Raw genomic sequence first — 16,664 nt, 5'->3', positions numbered from 1 at the left:
TGCCCCCGCTTTATTGTTTGTGAGTGACCTATGTATAAAGCCCCTGTCGATGATATGAAATTTGCCCTTGCGCATCTGGTCGGTATTGATGACATCGCCAGCCTACCCGGCATGGATATGGTTTCTGACGATCTGGTCGAGGCTGTGCTTGAAGAAGCTGGCAAGGTGGCAGGCGATATCATTGCGCCTTTGAACCATGATGGTGATGTCTTGGGTGCCACACGTCATGACGATGGTTCGGTATCTTTGCCGGATGGATTTGGTGCGGCGTGGCAGGCTCTGGCGACAGGTGGCTGGATCGGTTTTGAAGCGGATCCCGATCATGGGGGGCAAGGTTTGCCCTTATGTCTGGGGTCAGTCGTCAGTGAAATGTGGAATAGCGCCAATATGAGCTTTGCGCTGTGTCATTTGCTGACGCAAGGGGCAATTGACGCGTTGGAACAGGTTGCCAGCCCTGAACAAAAAGCCACGTTTCTTCCCAATCTGATTAGTGGTGAATGGTCTGGCACGATGAATCTGACCGAACCGCAAGCTGGCACCGATCTTGGCGCTTTGCGGACAATGGCTACGCCGAATGGCGATCATTATCTGATCAAGGGTCAGAAGATATATATCACCTATGGCCAGCATGATATGAGCAAGAATATCATCCATCTTGTGCTGGCGCGGACGCCTGATGCCCCGGATGGAGTCAAGGGTATCTCGCTGTTTGCTGTGCCCAAAATTCTGGTCAATGATGATGGTTCTCTGGGTGAAGCGAATGATGTTTTCTGCGTTTCGATCGAGAAAAAGCTGGGTATTAAGGCGTCACCGACAGCGGTTTTGCAATATGGCGATAATAATGGTGCGGTTGGCTATCTGATCGGCGAGGAAAATAAGGGACTTGAATATATGTTCCTGATGATGAATAACGCCCGCTTTGCTGTTGGTATGCAGGGTGTTGCCATTTCGGAGCGCGCCTATCAACAGGCTGTCCATTATGCGCATGACCGTGTGCAGGGAACACCAATAGCAGGCAATAAGGGTGACAGTATCATCCATCATCCAGATGTCTTGCGCATGCTGACCATTATGAAAGCCGAGATCGAAGCGATGCGCGCCTTGATGGTGGTAGGTGGTGCCTGTCTTGATAAATCACATGGCGATGAGAATGCGGCTTTCTGGCATGAGCGTGCAAGTCTGCTGATTCCGGTGATCAAGGGTTGGATGACCGAACGGTCACAGGCGCTTACATCCGATGCCGTTCAAATTCATGGTGGCATGGGGTTCATCGAGGAAACCGGTGTTGCCCAGCATTATCGTGATGCTCGGATTTTGCCGATTTATGAAGGCACTACGGCGATCCAAGCCAATGATCTTGTTTTCCGTAAAACCCTGCGTGATGGCGGCGCGGCTGTAACCAGCCTGTTTGCCGATATCGATACTGATATGAATGCGATTATCACCACCCAAAATGACAGCACCATGGCTTTGGCGAAACAGGTCAAACAGGCTGTTGATACAGGCCGGCAGGCGCTGGACTCGTTGCTGGCACGCGCCAATAATCCGCGTGATGCAGCAGCAGCAGGTGTCGATTTTATTATGCTTATTGGCTATCTGACGGGGGGGTGGCAGATGGCGCGCGCGGCGGCGGCGGCATCAAAGGCCGAAGCCGAACAAGCTGGCAACCCTGACTTTATGAAAGCCAAACAGGTAAGCGCTACTGCCTATATGGCCTATAGCTTGCCTGAGGTTGGAAAGCTGGCCAGCAAAATGATGGCTGGCCCTGATGCGCTTGCCAAAATGGACGTTAACTGGCTTTAATTCCTGACAGGCGCGCCATGATCAAGCATTGAAGAAATGCGAAGATAGGTTTCTTTTGTCTTGGCCAGGGAAATGAAGGCTTCCCGTTCGCGATCATAAAGCCCCTGTTCGTCAATTTCGTCACCATCACCGGCGCGTTGCAACATAACGCTGGCAATCGCCATGGCGACGGTCTTGTCATGTGGCATGAAATCGCCCCGATCAATACCATCCTGCATAAAGCTAGCCATCTTGTCAGCCAGATTGGCGTCTGCCGGTTTTGACGATGGTATGTCTGGTGTGCGGTAACTATCCTGCATTTTGCCAATCATGCTTATTGCTTTTGTAAGAAGCCGGTCACGATTCATAACCGCTGCATCATGATCTGGGCGGAAATACTGCATCTTGGCCGATAGGTCAGGCGATGAACCGGTGGCGCCATAGCCAATATTCATCCATGTTTTCCAAGCGGCATCATCAACATTTTTACCAGCTTCTTGCCACCGTAAAAAGGTTTCCTTGATACCGCCACCGCCAGGCACAACACCAACGCCAGCCTCAACAAGGCCAAGCACAGAATTTGAATGAACCGCTAGTTTGTCACAATGTGCTAGCACCTCAAAACCACCACCCACGGCCAAACCTGATGGCGCACCAATAACAGGCACAGGTGTGTATTTCAGCGCGCAAACAGCGTCTTGGAATCGTGCCAGAAATTTATCTATACCGTCCCAGTCTTCGGCTTCGATAAAGGCGCGAAATGCGTTCAGATCGACACCAGCCGAAAAATGCTGGGCGTCATTATGAACGATTATACCACTGCCGTGATCTTCGGCGGCGGCGGCTACAATTTCCATAGACTCATCATTCAGCGCATTTGCTTTTGAATGAAATTCGATAAGTCTGAGATCGTTAACGCTTTGTGCGAAGCCATCAAGAACAAAAAGGCTAGCAGAATTATTGCTTATAATGGGCGTCATCGACCGGCGCGTCATATGAAACCGAATGACGCCTGTCGGCAACATGACTGGATTATATTTTTGGGAAGCGTCGCGCACCATCAGGCTACTGCCCCGCAACTGGTAGAAGGGGCTTTCGGTTTTCAAAACCTCAGGCACTGTAACACCGGCTTCAGACATTAATGATTGCATGCGCTCATATCCAATAGCGTCGATCAATTCAAATGGCCCACGGGTCCAGTTAAAGCCCAGCTTCATAGCGTCGTCGATATCTTGCGGGTTACTTGTAACAGCAGGGATAAGACTGGCGGCATAGGCAAGTACCCGTCCCAGAACGCGGCGACAGAAATGCGCATATATGTCATCACCAGCTAGTATCATATCCAAAGGCTCTGCACGCTGTGCCGTGGCTTCGGCCGCTTTGATTGCTGATACCGGCAAGGTTGTTTTCACAGGCTTTAGCGGAAGTAGTTCGGCGCCCCCAAGAGGTCTGACAAATATATTGTCATTATCATCGGTGACGTAAAAACCACCTTTGCCTTTGTCGCCGGTATAGCCTTCGGCAATCATCGCATCAATCATGGGGTTTGTGCCCCCAACGTCGTGAAAGGCATCATTTTCCGGCAGGATACTCGCAAGTGATGCAACCACATCAACCATAAGGTCAATACCGATTAGATCATAAAGGCCAAACACACCCGTTTTGGGAATGCCCATGGGGCGTCCCATTAGCGCATCGGCATCTTCGACCGACAGGCCGCATTTGAAGGCCTCGTCAATGCCGACTTGCAGCGCAAACACACCAACACGGTTGCCCAGAAAGCCGGGCGTATCCGCACAGCGGACAACACCTTTACCCAGAACACGGTCATTGAAATCAGCCAGTTTTTCAATGATACGGGCTTCGGTTTCGCTTCCGCGCACCAATTCGAGCAGGCGCATATAACGTACCGGATTGAAATAATGTGTAATCGCAAACCGCTTTTTAAAGGCGGTCGGCATATCTTCGACAAGAAGCCGGATCGGAATTGTTGATGTGTTCGAACTGATAATGCAATGTGCCGGAATAATGTCATCCAGCCGTTTATATAGAGCTTTCTTGATATCAAGCCGTTCGACCACAGCTTCGATCACCCAGTCATAATCAGCCAGTTTTTCCAGATCACCATCAATCGTGCCAGTGCTGATACGGTTGATGAATTTTCTATCCATCAATTGCGGGGGGTCTGATGCCAGCAAGCGATCTATAGACATTTCAGCCGGGGTTTTATCACCCGGGTTACGCGCATCAAGATCAAGCAGTAAAACATCATGTCCAGCATTGGCAATCTGGGCGGCTATGCCGCTTCCCATCGTGCCAGCACCGATAACAGCAATTTTCGAAAAACCAGATTGTGTCATAACTTAAACCTTTACCTTCGGCAGGCAATTCCCGCGTAATCTATTCACCGGTTCCCAAGAAAATCACGCATGGCGGCATTAACCGCAAGCGGGCGTTCAACAGGTAACATATGGCCAGCATTGTTGATGATCTCAAGGGTACAGTCATTAATAGCTTCGGCCATCATCTTGCCGAACTTTAATGGTGTGTTTCGGTCTTTCTGGGCCAGCAGGCATAAGGTTGGCTGACGGATCGATGCGGCGGCGGTGCTGCCATGACTATATTTATTACAGGCGGTGAAATCGGCTTTTAACGCCGCGCGGTTATTTATCGCCATCACCCTTTTTCCAAAGTCGATAAAAGAATGCCCCGGCAGTGAATGATCATATTTATGCGCATCGGGGCCATGCCCGAAGCTTGTCAGCATGGCAATGGCTTTTTCCAGGGCTTGATCAGACATGTCCAGCAAGACCTCATTGACCGGAATTGCCATTGCCCCCGCAATCAGCACCAGATGCGTGATACGGTCTGGATGGCTGGCGGCCGCTTCGATTGTGACAAGACAACCTTGTGAATGTCCAACAAGGCAGGCGGTTTTAACGCCGAGGCTATTAAGTAAATCTATGACCCATGCTGCCATATCCTCAATCGTCTCAAGCGGCGCACCCTCAGATAGGCCATGTCCGGGGAAATCGGGCACCAATACGCTGTAGCCGTGATGGGCAAAATGACGGCTTTGTAAAATCCAGCTTAAATGGTTCTGTCCGCTTCCGTGCAACATGACCAGAACGTCACCTGCCGGATCGAAATCACGCCCGCCTGTTGCAAGATGGATTTGGGTGCCATGCAGATTATGTTTCATCTTTGTCTCCGCTATGCTGGCAGATCAGGCTTTGACCGCACGGCTAGCCGCTTTCAGCCCTTGTTTGAAGTCGGCAATAATATCATCGATATCTTCCAGCCCCACCGACAGGCGAATCATATCATCTGAGAGTCCCCCTTCGATCATGGCTTCGGCGGAAATATGCGAATGTGTCGTACTGGCTGGATGGATCACCAATGTTTTGGCATCACCAACATTTGCCAGATGGGATGCCAGATCGACTGACTCGATAAAGGCACGTCCCGCTTCGCGTCCCCCTTTCAGACCGAAAACAATGATCGAGCCTGCGCCTCGCGGCAACATTTTCTTGGCCAACGCATGCCCCGGATGATCAGGCAGATTGGGGTGGCGCACCCACGCCACACCTTCATGATCGCTGAGAAACGTAAGCATTTTTTCCGTATTTTCCATATGCCGTTGCATGCGTAATGGCAAGGTTTCCAGACCTTGGAGAATATGAAAGGCATTGGTTGGTGACAGGCTTGGCCCCAGATTATACATGCCTTCGGCGCGGAACCGTGCGGTAAAGGCGGCAGGCCCAAATTCTTCATAGAAATTAATGCCGTTCATCGAATAATGTGGGCCGGCAATCGTTGGGAATTTATCGTTGCGTCCCCAGTCAAAGTTACCTGCATCAACAGCAATACCGCCAATGGCAATGCCGTGGCCGCCCATCCATTTGGTTAATGAATGAATGATGATATTGGCACCTAGATCAATTGGTTTTAACAGCCAGGGTGTATTGAATGTACAGTCAAGGATCAGCGGAATACCGGCTTCATCAGCGATCTTGGCGACCTTTTCGACATCCATGATATCGAGTCCAGGGTTACCTATGACTTCACCAAAAATCAGCTTGGTATTGTCCTGAATGGCGGCTTTTATGGCGTCGGGATCGCATGGATCAACAAAGCTGGTGGTGATACCAAAACGTGGCAGGGTGTTTTCCATCAGATTGATGTTCGCGCCATACATGCGTGATGATGAAACGATGTGATCGCCCTGTGAACAAATGGTCAGCAAAGTTGTTGAAAGCGCCGCCATGCCAGAGGCCGTCGCGGTGGCAGCAACAGCCCCGTCAAGGGCGGCAACACGTTGTTCAAGAACCGCAACAGTCGGGTTGGAAATACGACTATAAAGATGCCCGCCAATTTCCATATTATAGAGCGCGGCAGCATGATCGCTGTCCTTGAAAACATAGGATGTGGTCTGATGAATAGGAACAGCACGCGACCCATATGTTTCATCGGGTACATGTCCGGCATGCAGGCTCAAAGTATCGAATTTATAGTCGCCACTCATAGGATCACCTTTGGCTAAAACACAGGTTTCTTTTTGCCCTGTTCGCTAGGCCAAGTCAATCAATCCGAGAGCCAGCCTAGATGCGTAACTCTACGTCAGAGCAAAATAACCGATATTGTCTTTGCCACGCGCATAATTCATTTTACCGCTATGGAACAGGTGATTGAGATGCGCACGCGCCTCGCAACTGGCGAAAAACACTTCATGGTCGGTCAGTTCAAACGGAAACAGATGGTCACTGGCCATTTTGGTCGATAGGGGCGAGGTTCTGGCAGCGTCCATTAACTGCGCCAATCGTTGCTGATGATGCGCTTTCAGGGCGGCGGCGCGTATGCCGCCTCCATAGTACGGCCAGTCATGTCCAGAAATAACCAGCCAGTCATTATCCAGTGAACACATATCATGCAGATAGGTGAAATAGTCTGCCAGCACATCAGCATTAATGTTGCGCAGAGGTGCCGATATATTTGGCGAGATGCGCGGTAGCAGGAAATCTATGCCAAGATATAATTTACGCGCATGATCGCTAAAGCTCATATGGCCTGGTGAATGGCCACCGTCAAAGCGTATCTGCCAGTTACCGGCGACGGTTTTTATTTCATGTCCAGCCTCTAAAATGGTGACATCTGGCAGTTCACCTACAAGGGAACGATAAAAATTGCCAGATTTCTTGGTGCGGTCAATGACAGCTTCGGGCAGTCCAAATTCAGAATAAATTTTGCCAGCCAATGTTTCATAATCAGCATTGGTCATATCCAATGCCCAGCGCATCATCTCATGCTCGATGGCGCCGGTCATGATAGGCGCACCTGTCAGGTTGGATAATTGCCCCGCATAGCCGACATGATCGGCATGGTAATGGGTGACCAGAATACCGGCAATCGGCTTGCCAGCAAGGGGCCCATCAAGCATCGGCGGCCATTGCACCGCATTGCTATCAGCCTTTATGCCACAATCGATCAAAAGCCAGCCATCGGCAGTATCAAGGGCATATAGATTGATGTGGTTCAGGCGGAAGGGCAGGCTGAAACGAAACCAGTATAGATCATCAGCAAGCGCGACCATATGGCCGGGCTGAGGCACATCGATATCCAGCGGTTGCATGGCAGTTAGTTGTTTGGTCATGATATCTCTTGTGCTTCGGGTGTCTGAAAGCCGGTTTGCCGCCATGCTTCATACAAGGTAACAGACACAGCATTACTAAGATTCAAGCTTCGATTGGCCGGTAGCATTGGCAGAGATAATTTCTGATGATCACCAAGCGCCGCGTGAATGCTGTCAGGCAGGCCTGTTGTTTCCGCACCAAACAGAAACACATCCCCCGCCACAAAGGTGGTGTCATGCACAATCTGCGTGCCAAATTTGGTGATGGCAAACAGCCGTTGCGTATTTATCGACATGCCCAGAACATCAAGGCACGCATCCAGATTGTCATGTTGCTGTACCCGCGCCATTTCATGATAATCAAGCCCCGCGCGTCGGCATGATTTTTCATCAAGTGAAAAGCCAAGTGGCTTTACCAGATGCAGGCGCGCGCCCGTATTCGCACATAGCCGGATGATATTCCCTGTATTGGGTGGTATCTGCGGCGTGAACAGGATGATGTCAAACATGAAGAATTATTATCCGTTGCGCCAGAAGCTAGTTATCAATGGATGTGCGGGCTGTGCGGATGGCGTCGCGGATGATAGCGGCATCGCCAATATGATTCATCATCACCAGAATAAGCGCAGCATTGAGCTGGCTACTTTTGTCTGCAGACAAGCCGGTATGAGCGTCAAGTAAATCGTTATAGAGCGCGTCACTTTCGACACCCAGATTAAAATCTGTATTGATTGTCATTCGCCTCTCCTATGCTGTTGTGCGTGCATAAGCGCGTGCCAATGCGGCGGTAATATCTGTGGCACTCACTTTGTCTGACAGCCAGCGTGCGGTGACATGCTGATCCGGCCGGATCAGATAGACGCCCGCGCCATATCTTTTGGTCACCAGCCCCTCAATGTCAATAAAATCGCCATTCGCATCAATATGGATGCAGTCAAGATTATCTGGCACATCACATAAAGGCACGCCAATCACCAACAGCGTAAATCCGTTTCCAAGCTGGTTCATCAACCAGACATGATCACCATCTTTATTAGTAAGTGGTGCATCCATACAGGGGGCGCCTAACGTCATCTGGACATCAAATTCGTCATCAGCCTTATATGTCAGGCTGCTATGGCCAAGCTGGCATGGTAATGACAGGCGTCCCGCATTCACAAGCCTGCGGGCAAAAGGCGCGTTTACGCTCAATCCCAGAACAGCATTGCGAAAGGCCATTTCGACCTCTCCATCAGGTGACATGAAACGTGATGTCCAGCTGGAATTGCGGATATTTTCATCAGCGCCAAAAACGCGTTCTTCATTATAGCTTTCAAGCAGGTTTGGATTTGCCTGTCCGGTGATTACCGCCGCCAGCTTCCAGCCCAGATTATCGATATCATGGATGCCGCCATTACCGCCTCGCGCCCCAAAGGGGGATACGACATGCGCCGAGTCACCTACAAAAATGACACGGTTATGAATGAATCGGTCAATCCGTCGGCAGTTGAAATCATAGATGCTGACCCAATCAAGCTTGAAGGGACGGCCACCAACGATCTTTTCGATGCGTGGAATGACATTTTCGGGTTTCTTTTCTTCATCCGGATCTGCATCAGGGCCAAGCTGTAGGTCAATCCGGTAGATATTATCCGGCTGTTTATGAAGCAAGGCTGACTGGCCTTTATGAAAAGTAGGGGTAAACCAGAACCACCGTTCGGATGGGAAGTCAGCCTCCATTTCGACATCGGCAATCAGAAAGCGTTCGTCAAAATGCCGGCCATCAAAATCAAGACCGAATTGTTTGCGCAGTCGGCTGTTCGCCCCATCACAGGCCAGAAGATAGGCACCACAAATATCATAGATACCATCAGGCGTTTGAATCGATGCTGTGACATTATCATCATCCTGTGTGACCGACATGACTTTGTTCTTGAAGCGCAAATCAATCAGTTCAGGGAAATCAGCACAGCGTTCGACCAGAAACTGTTCGACATAATATTGCTGAAGATTGATGAAAGCTGGAAATTTATGCCCATCTTCGGGTAATAGATCGAAGGAATAAATTTCATCGTCACCGCGATAAACCCGCCCCAATTTCCATGTCACGCCTTTGGCCAGCATTCGATCAGCCACACCAAGCCGGTCAAAAATTTCCAGCGACCGTTTGGCCCAGCAAATGGCCCGGCTTCCAACCGAAACAACATTATTGTCATCCAGTACGATGCTGGCGATTCCCCTAGTCGCAAGATCAACCGCTGAGGCTAGTCCAATTGGGCCTGCGCCCACGATTAAAACAGGCGCATCAGATGCCGCTTCGCCTGATAATTCAGGCGGGGTATGGTATGGAAATGATTCATAAGCATAGCGTGCCATAACAATCTCACATTCTACGTCTGCCACATCAACCTTGTAAGGCGTTCCACATATCCAGATCACGTTCGGCTGTCCAGATGCGCGGGGTGTCGATACCTTTTGCCTCGTCAAAAGCACGCGCTACATTAAAGGGCAGGCAATGTTCGTAAATTGCATAATCAGCGAATTTAGGGTCACAGACTTCACGCACGGCGTCCCACGCATCTTTCAATGTGCCGCCTCTGGCCGCCACCATGGCTGCTGGCCGATAGGTGCTCATCACAAAGTCGCGGGTGTTTTCAATCGCGGCCGTGACCATGTTGTCGCCAACCAGCGCGTCACCGCGTCCTGGTGCAATGGCACTTGGGGCAAAATCGGCAATCTTATCCAATGTATTGCCCCAATCATTGAAGTGACCATCACCGCAATAGCAAGCGGAATGATATTCGACGATATCGCCGGTAAACATCACCTGTTCGTCTGGTACAAAAGCAACAATATCACCTGCTGTATGGGCACGGCCAAGATGCATCAGATCAATTTGCCGGTTGCCAAGATGAACGGTCATTTTTTTGGCGAAGGTCTGGCTAGGCCAGGTCAGGCCAGGAATTGACTCATGCCCTTCGAACAGACGGGGAAAGCGGCCAAACTCGCTATCCCAGTCTTCTTGTCCACGCTCATGTATCATCGCCCGGCATGTATCCGAGGCGATGATTTCCGAGGCGTCATAGGCTGACGCCCCCAATACACGAACCGCATGATAATGCGACAGCACCACATGCTTAATCGGCTTGTCAGTGACACCGCGTATTTTCTCGACAACTTTATTGGCAAGGCGCGGGGTTGCCTGTGCATCAATAATCATGACGCTGTCATCACCGATGATAACACCAGTATTCGGATCACCTTCGGCAGTAAACGCCCATAGGTCACGTCCGATTTCGGTAAAGCTGATATTCTTTTCGGCCATATCGCCTTGTGATGCAAATGCCTTAGCCATTATAGACCTCTACTATCTGTTCGATCCGGCCAAAGATGCTGGCACCATCATCATCATGCATTTCAATACCGACCTTGTCACCAAAATGCATGAATGAGGTGGTTGGGGCACCATCTCTGATCGTTTCGACCATCCGAATTTCGGCAAGACAGGAATAGCCGCGCCCACCATCGGCAACTGGCCGGCCTGGGCCGCCGTCTGCGTCACGATTTGATATCGTTCCTGATCCGATAATAGCACCTGCACGCAAATTGCGTGATTTGGTGGCATGAGCAATTAATTCGGCAAAGGAAAAGGTCATATCGGTACCCGCATCTGCCCGGCCAAGCGGGGCGTCGTTCAGGTCAACTTCCATGATCCGGTGAAGTTTGCTATCGACCCAGGCCGTACCAAGCTCGTCTGGCGTCACGGCAACCGGTGAAAATGTGGTTGCCGGTTTGGACTGGAAGAACCCAAAGCCTTTTGCCAGTTCACCTTTGATAAGATGACGTAACGACACATCATTGACCAACATGATAAGCTTTATATGTGCGCTGGCATCGGTAACTGATACGCCCATTGGCACATCATCGGTAACAATTGCAACCTCGGCTTCCATATCGATGCCCCAGGCCTCATCAGGAATGACGATCGGCGCATATGGCGGGGTGAAATCATCTGAGCCGCCCTGATACATCAATGGATCAGTCCAGAAACTTTCGGGCACTTCGGCACCACGTGCTTTACGCACAAGCTGAACATGATTGACATAGGCTGATCCGTCCGCCCATTGATAGGCACGTGGTAGAGGAGAATGGGCGTCGGTAGGGTTAAAAGTCTGACAGGCCGCTGATCCGGATTGAACCGCATTAAAAAGCGTTTCCAACAAAGGCGCACATCTATCCCATTCGTCAAGCGCCGCCTGCATTGTTGGCGCAATTTCGGTGGCATGGCAATAGCGGGTCAAATCGCGTGATACGACAATCAGACTTCCGTCGCGGGTGCCGTCATTCAGGCTGGCAAGTTTCATTATCTACCTCATATCTTGGTTACTGTTACTTTTTGCCGGTAAATTTTTTTTCTAGTCCCTGCCAGCAATCGATATAGTCATCTTGTAACATCGATGTTTCGGCGGCAAAACATGATACATGCTGGGGCAATCGGCTTTCAAACATAAAGGCCAGTGTATCGGTCATCCTGACGGGTTTGAGTTCGCTCGTCGATGCTTTTTCAAATGCGTCCAGATCGGGGCCATGCGGTAACATCATATTATGCAGGCTTATGCCGCCGGGAAGAAAGCCTGCCTCTTTGGCGTCATACTTTCCCTTAATCAGCCCCATAAATTCAGACATGATGTTGCGATGATACCAAGGTGGACGAAACGTATTTTCGGCAACTGACCAGCGCTCAGGGAAAATGACGAAATCGATATTCGCCGTACCTGTGGTTTCCGATGGCGCGGTCAAAACCGTGAAAATTGAGGGATCGGGGTGATCAAAGCTGATGGCGCCGACAGGTGAGAAAGTGGCAAGGTCATAACAATAGGGCACATAATTGCCATGCCATGCCACCACATCAAGCGGGCTATGATCGAGTGATGTCTTATGAAAGCCACCGCACCATTTCACAATAAGCTCATGTGGTTCATCACTATCTTCATAGGCGGCAACAGGGGTTTTGAAATCGCGTGGATTGGCAAGACAGTTCGCCCCGATAGGGCCACGATCCGGCAAAGTGAATTTTGCCCCATAATTTTCGCAGACATAACCACGTGCTTCATTGTTGCCAAGCTGGATTTTGACCATCATGCCCCGTGGCAGAACAGCGATATGCCCCGGGTCGATTGTCATCTGGCCAAGTTCGGTATGCAGAATCAAACTGCCTAGCTGGGGTACAAACAGCATTTCGGCATCGGCATTCAGAAATACCGATTTGTCCATGTCGCGGTTACATACATATATATGTGTGGCCATGCCCGCATGTTGGGTACAGTCTCCAGTACTGGTGATCGTGCGCATGCCATCTACAAAATCGGTCGCATCATCCGGAATATCTATCGGATCCCATCGATATTGCCCCAATGGCAAATCATGCGTCTCGCCGGTTGGGGCTGTTTTCCAAAGCGCGTAGTCAGTTTTCGTAAATCTTCCCGAATGGCGTACCGAAGGACGGATTCTATATAGCCATGAACGTTCGTTGGTTGCGCGCGGTGCCGTAAAGGGTGATCCGCTGAGCTGTTCGGCATAAAGACCATAGGGGCATTGCTGTGGTGAATTGCGGCCTTGCGGCAAGGCATCTGGTAACGCTTCGCTTTCAAAATCATTGCCAAAACCCGGCATCATTTTGCTGTTCATATGGTTAATCCCTATTGGTAGGTGCGTTTGGTGCGCCCACTTTAAAATTTGAATTATGCTACACCGCCTATGTGACTTTTAAAAGCTAGCGTTTGGCCGGATATGACATCTAAAGATATGGCATCTACAGGTTGGTTATGATTCGCCATAGCTGGTTTGCGTCGGACATATAAGCGACAACCGCCACCTATTCGCGTTAAGAAACAATTAAATTTATTAGCAATTAATTAAAAATTAATAAATTCAGCTAACTAACTGCATTATTTTTGCATAAATCGTAAATTATTTAGTTTGCATTTACGAAATATTAGGCATCTGTCTCTTATTCTCATCCCTGACACTTTGATCACTCAAATCAGTATCGGGGACTGCAGATGCAGATATATAAGGTACAAGATAAGCGAATTAGATTTTCAAATCATTCTTTTCCAAATCGGCATCTTAAACAGCCTATATTCGCCTATTCCAAAACCGCGCTCATGATTGCGGCACTATCATGTCTGTTGCATGGTGCATCGGCTCAAGCGCAGACAGATGATACGGCGACACCACAAGTTACCGGTGTATTAAGTGAATCTGTCCGGCTGGCCTTATTCAATCATCCCGAAGTATCCGAAGCCAATGCCCGTGTCTGTCAGGCGATTCACCGGCTGGGTCTTGGCCGGGCTTTACGGCGCCCACAGGTCAATCTTACCGTCTCGGGTAGCCAGCAGCTCTTTGACCGTGTCCGCGAGGATAAACCCATAGGATATAAGGGTGGGAATAGATTTTTTCAGGGAACACCAGTTTATGAACGTAGCAAAAAAGACCGCACGGCGGCGGCAAAACATCGTCAGTTTGACCGCCTTGAGAAAGAAGGTGTTTATGATGCCACCGTGTCGTTGCGTTATAATCTGATCGATTGGGGATCGAGCAAAAGCGATATCGAAGCCAAAAGGCTACAGCATAAGGTCAGTCAGATCGACGCCAAGGGCACCTTATCCGAGCGTAGCTTTCAACTTCTAACCACATCAATCAGGCTGGCGATGTATGATGAATTGCTGGCTGAACATCAACGGGCACAAACACAGGTTGCCAAGCAGATTGCGTCAGTACAGGCACGCGTTGAGTCGGGTGTCGGACGCGTATCTGATTTACGCGCGGCCAAGCTGATTGGGCTTGATCTGGAAATCGCCGCTAGCCGTCTGGAATCTCAACGTGAACAGGTGATTGAGTCACTCGATATTGATCTTGGTCTATCGCCTGGTGATGCCAAACATCTCTATAACACCTATATGGAACGCCGCCCAGTGTCACTTGCCACTATTGAGGCGACACAAACCGAAAAGGCGCATGCGCTTCGTTTGCAAATTGAGGCTGTTGATTTTGAACAGAAGCAGATCAGAACATCAAAATATATGCGTATTGATGGGGTGTTGGACGCCACCGTTTTTGATCTGCGCGACTATGAAGATGAGTATGAGCTGGTTGGCAAGCTGGAATTCAAAATGCCGCTTTATGATGGTGGTGCGGCGCGGGCGCGTCTGCGCGAAGCCACCTGGCGGCAAAGTGAGATCAAGGCCAGCCTCGACAAACTTCAACGGGGGCATGGCAATGAAACCAGCCGTAATTTATTGCGGTTTCAGGAGTTGGACAAGGAAATTGGCGAGCAATCTGCCCGGCTGGTTGAGCTTGAAGCACGCCTTCGTTCCCTAGAGGCGCGCCAAGGCCGCACCGTGACTTCGCCATTGGAAGTGGCAGGTGTGATGGTCGAAATAAATCAGGTCAAAACCGCTTTGATCCAGGCACGAATGGAACAGGAAGGGGTGCGTTCCAGCGCCCTGTTTATCGCCGAAAAACTTGACGATGTATTACTTATTAACCTTGGAGAAAACGGATGTTAAAGCCTATGGCGGTCGGTAACGACCATTGGTTCTTTGGCCCAGTATTATCGTGTAAATCGGTATATGTGCAGGTCATTTTCGGGTCGGTGCTGATTAATATTTTTGCACTAGCTTCATCACTTTACATCATGACGATCTATGATCGTGTGGTGCCGAATAACGCGATTCATTCCATGTGGTGGCTTACCGCGATCATTGTTGTCGTCATCTTTTTTGATCTGGCGATGAAAATCCTGCGCGGTGTTTTTGTCGATACCGCCGGTGCGCGTGTCGATAAACAGGTGTCAACGGCGCTTTTTGACCGGATATCACGTCATGATGCCAATCTGTCGCGTACTGCGACAGGATCGCTGGCTGGCACCGTTCGCAATTTTGACATTCTGAAAGAGGTCATCGGGTCGGCAAGCTTTACGGTTTTTGCCGACTTGCCTTTTATCTTCTTATTCCTGGTTGTGCTGTATCTTATCGGTGGTCCGGTTGCGGCAGTACCTGCGGTCATTGTCCCATTGGTAATTCTGTTTGCCTTTTTATTGCAACCAATCATCCGCCGGATGACAGAACTCAGCCAGTCACAAGGTAAGTCAAAGCAAGCGGTCATGGTCGAAATGATTTCGGCGCTGGAAACAGTCAAAACGACACAGGGCATTTCGATGCTTCGTAACCGCTGGCTGAATTCGGTTTTGCATCAAAGCAAGTCATCAACCAAGACCAAAATTACCAGTCAGCTTGCCGCACAATTTGCCCAGTTTGGTCAGCAGGTCAGTCAGATTGGAATCGTGGTCTATGGTGTGTTTCTGATTGCCGATGGAAATCTGACAATGGGACAGCTTATCGCTTGTGTCATTCTGTCGGGGCGGACGATGGCACCCTTAGGTCAAATAACGGGCTTGCTTGGTAAAATGAACTCGGCCTTTGCCGCCTATAAAAGCCTTGACGAAATTTTAGGCACGCAATCTGAAGAAGAAGCCGCCGCGGCGCAGGTCGAACGTCAAGTTATCAAGGGTGATATCAGTTTCAAGAATGTAAGCTTCACCTATGAAGACCAACCTGAGCCTGTTCTTACCGATATCAGTTTTGATATAAAAGCTGGCCAAAGGATGGCTATTGTCGGGCGTATTGGATCCGGAAAAACGACTTTGTTACGGCTTCTATGTGGTTTGAATCCACCTGATCGGGGTGCGGTGCTTATCGATAATGCGGATATCCGCCAAATCAGGCCAGATGATGTGCGGCGCAATATTGGTGTGGTTTTACAAAACCCTGTGCTTTTCTCGGGTTCGATCCGCGACAATATCCTGATGGGTAATCCCAGTGCCAGCGATGAAGATCTGATCGAGGCGGCACGCCTTTCGGGTGCCGAAGCTTTTATAGGCATGTTACCAGGCGGATTTGACTTTCCAATGTCTGAGCGTGGCCGCGAATTATCGGTTGGGATGCGGCAGTCAGTGGCCATTGCCAGAGCGTTGATTGGCAAGCCTAATATCCTGTTGATGGATGAACCAACCGCGCCACTTGATAGCAGCGCCGAACAGCAGATGGTTGAGCATCTGGACACAGCCACCAAAGGCATAACTACAATTTTTGTAACGCATCGCGGTGCCATGCTGCAACTTGCCGATACGGTTCTGGCATTAGAAAAAGGGCGCATTGCTGCCTTTGGTCCAAAAGATGATGTTTTAGCAGCAAGTAACAAAGGGGCGTAA

General features: G+C 49.9%; 13 protein-coding genes. 3 read left to right on the top strand and 10 right to left on the bottom strand.

Going from position 1 to position 16,664, the window contains the following annotated elements; translation table 11 throughout:
* The first annotated feature begins 30 nt into the window (after window positions 1–30).
* On the top strand, window positions 31–1,803 hold the full coding sequence (locus SAR116_RS06015; RefSeq protein ID WP_013046052.1) for an acyl-CoA dehydrogenase: 1,773 nt from the start codon (window positions 31–33) through the stop codon (window positions 1,801–1,803).
* Here the strand turns inward: SAR116_RS06015 and SAR116_RS06010 are convergent.
* The 10 genes from SAR116_RS06010 to hmgA all read right to left on the bottom strand — a co-directional run bounded on the left by SAR116_RS06010 (window position 1,800) and on the right by hmgA (window position 13,078).
* Window positions 1,800–4,142, bottom strand: a complete 2,343-nt coding sequence (locus SAR116_RS06010; protein WP_013046051.1) for a 3-hydroxyacyl-CoA dehydrogenase/enoyl-CoA hydratase family protein — start codon at window positions 4,140–4,142, stop codon at window positions 1,800–1,802. The genes SAR116_RS06015 and SAR116_RS06010 overlap by 4 nt on opposite strands.
* A gap of 44 nt (window positions 4,143–4,186) precedes the next feature.
* Entirely contained in the window at window positions 4,187–4,984 is a 798-nt protein-coding gene (locus SAR116_RS06005; RefSeq protein WP_013046050.1) for an alpha/beta fold hydrolase, read from the bottom strand.
* A 24-nt stretch (window positions 4,985–5,008) separates the two neighbouring features.
* A complete protein-coding gene (locus SAR116_RS06000; protein WP_013046049.1) occupies window positions 5,009–6,307 on the bottom strand; it encodes an O-acetylhomoserine aminocarboxypropyltransferase in 1,299 nt (432 codons plus the stop codon).
* Between the two features lie 90 nt (window positions 6,308–6,397).
* Window positions 6,398–7,432, bottom strand: coding sequence for an MBL fold metallo-hydrolase (locus SAR116_RS05995; protein WP_041860799.1), 1,035 nt, complete (start codon window positions 7,430–7,432; stop codon window positions 6,398–6,400).
* Window positions 7,429–7,920, bottom strand: a complete 492-nt coding sequence (locus SAR116_RS05990) for a tRNA (cytidine(34)-2'-O)-methyltransferase (protein ID WP_013046047.1) — start codon at window positions 7,918–7,920, stop codon at window positions 7,429–7,431. Before SAR116_RS05990 ends, SAR116_RS05995 begins: the two co-directional genes overlap by 4 nt.
* Before the next feature lie 28 nt (window positions 7,921–7,948).
* Window positions 7,949–8,149, bottom strand: a complete 201-nt coding sequence (locus SAR116_RS05985) for a DUF2783 domain-containing protein (protein ID WP_013046046.1) — start codon at window positions 8,147–8,149, stop codon at window positions 7,949–7,951.
* Window positions 8,150–8,158: 9 nt separating this feature from the next.
* The gene (locus SAR116_RS05980) at window positions 8,159–9,766 is read right to left on the bottom strand and encodes an FAD-dependent oxidoreductase (RefSeq protein ID WP_041861219.1); all 1,608 of its coding nucleotides are present in this window, start codon (window positions 9,764–9,766) and stop codon (window positions 8,159–8,161) included.
* Window positions 9,767–9,794: 28 nt separating this feature from the next.
* Window positions 9,795–10,745: an MBL fold metallo-hydrolase gene (locus tag SAR116_RS05975; RefSeq protein ID WP_013046044.1), complete on the bottom strand. Its 951-nt coding sequence runs from the start codon at window positions 10,743–10,745 to the stop codon at window positions 9,795–9,797.
* Complete coding sequence (locus SAR116_RS05970; protein ID WP_013046043.1) at window positions 10,738–11,754, bottom strand: fumarylacetoacetate hydrolase family protein; 1,017 nt, start codon at window positions 11,752–11,754, stop codon at window positions 10,738–10,740. Before SAR116_RS05970 ends, SAR116_RS05975 begins: the two co-directional genes overlap by 8 nt.
* Before the next feature lie 25 nt (window positions 11,755–11,779).
* Complete coding sequence (hmgA, locus tag SAR116_RS05965) at window positions 11,780–13,078, bottom strand: homogentisate 1,2-dioxygenase (protein WP_013046042.1); 1,299 nt, start codon at window positions 13,076–13,078, stop codon at window positions 11,780–11,782.
* Between the two features lie 374 nt (window positions 13,079–13,452).
* On the opposite strand from hmgA, the gene SAR116_RS05960 reads away from it, so the two are divergent.
* Together SAR116_RS05960 and SAR116_RS05955 are read left to right on the top strand one after the other, a co-directional pair.
* Window positions 13,453–14,961: a TolC family protein gene (locus SAR116_RS05960; RefSeq protein WP_013046041.1), complete on the top strand. Its 1,509-nt coding sequence runs from the start codon at window positions 13,453–13,455 to the stop codon at window positions 14,959–14,961.
* Window positions 14,955–16,664: an ATP-binding cassette domain-containing protein gene (locus SAR116_RS05955; RefSeq protein ID WP_013046040.1), complete on the top strand. Its 1,710-nt coding sequence runs from the start codon at window positions 14,955–14,957 to the stop codon at window positions 16,662–16,664. The genes SAR116_RS05960 and SAR116_RS05955 overlap by 7 nt, the downstream gene beginning before the upstream one ends.

Source organism: Candidatus Puniceispirillum marinum IMCC1322, from assembly GCF_000024465.1.
Classification (GTDB): domain Bacteria; phylum Pseudomonadota; class Alphaproteobacteria; order Puniceispirillales; family Puniceispirillaceae; genus Puniceispirillum; species Puniceispirillum marinum.
The sequence above is the reverse complement of the archived record's forward strand: the minus strand, read 5'-3'. Positions and strand labels throughout refer to the sequence as shown.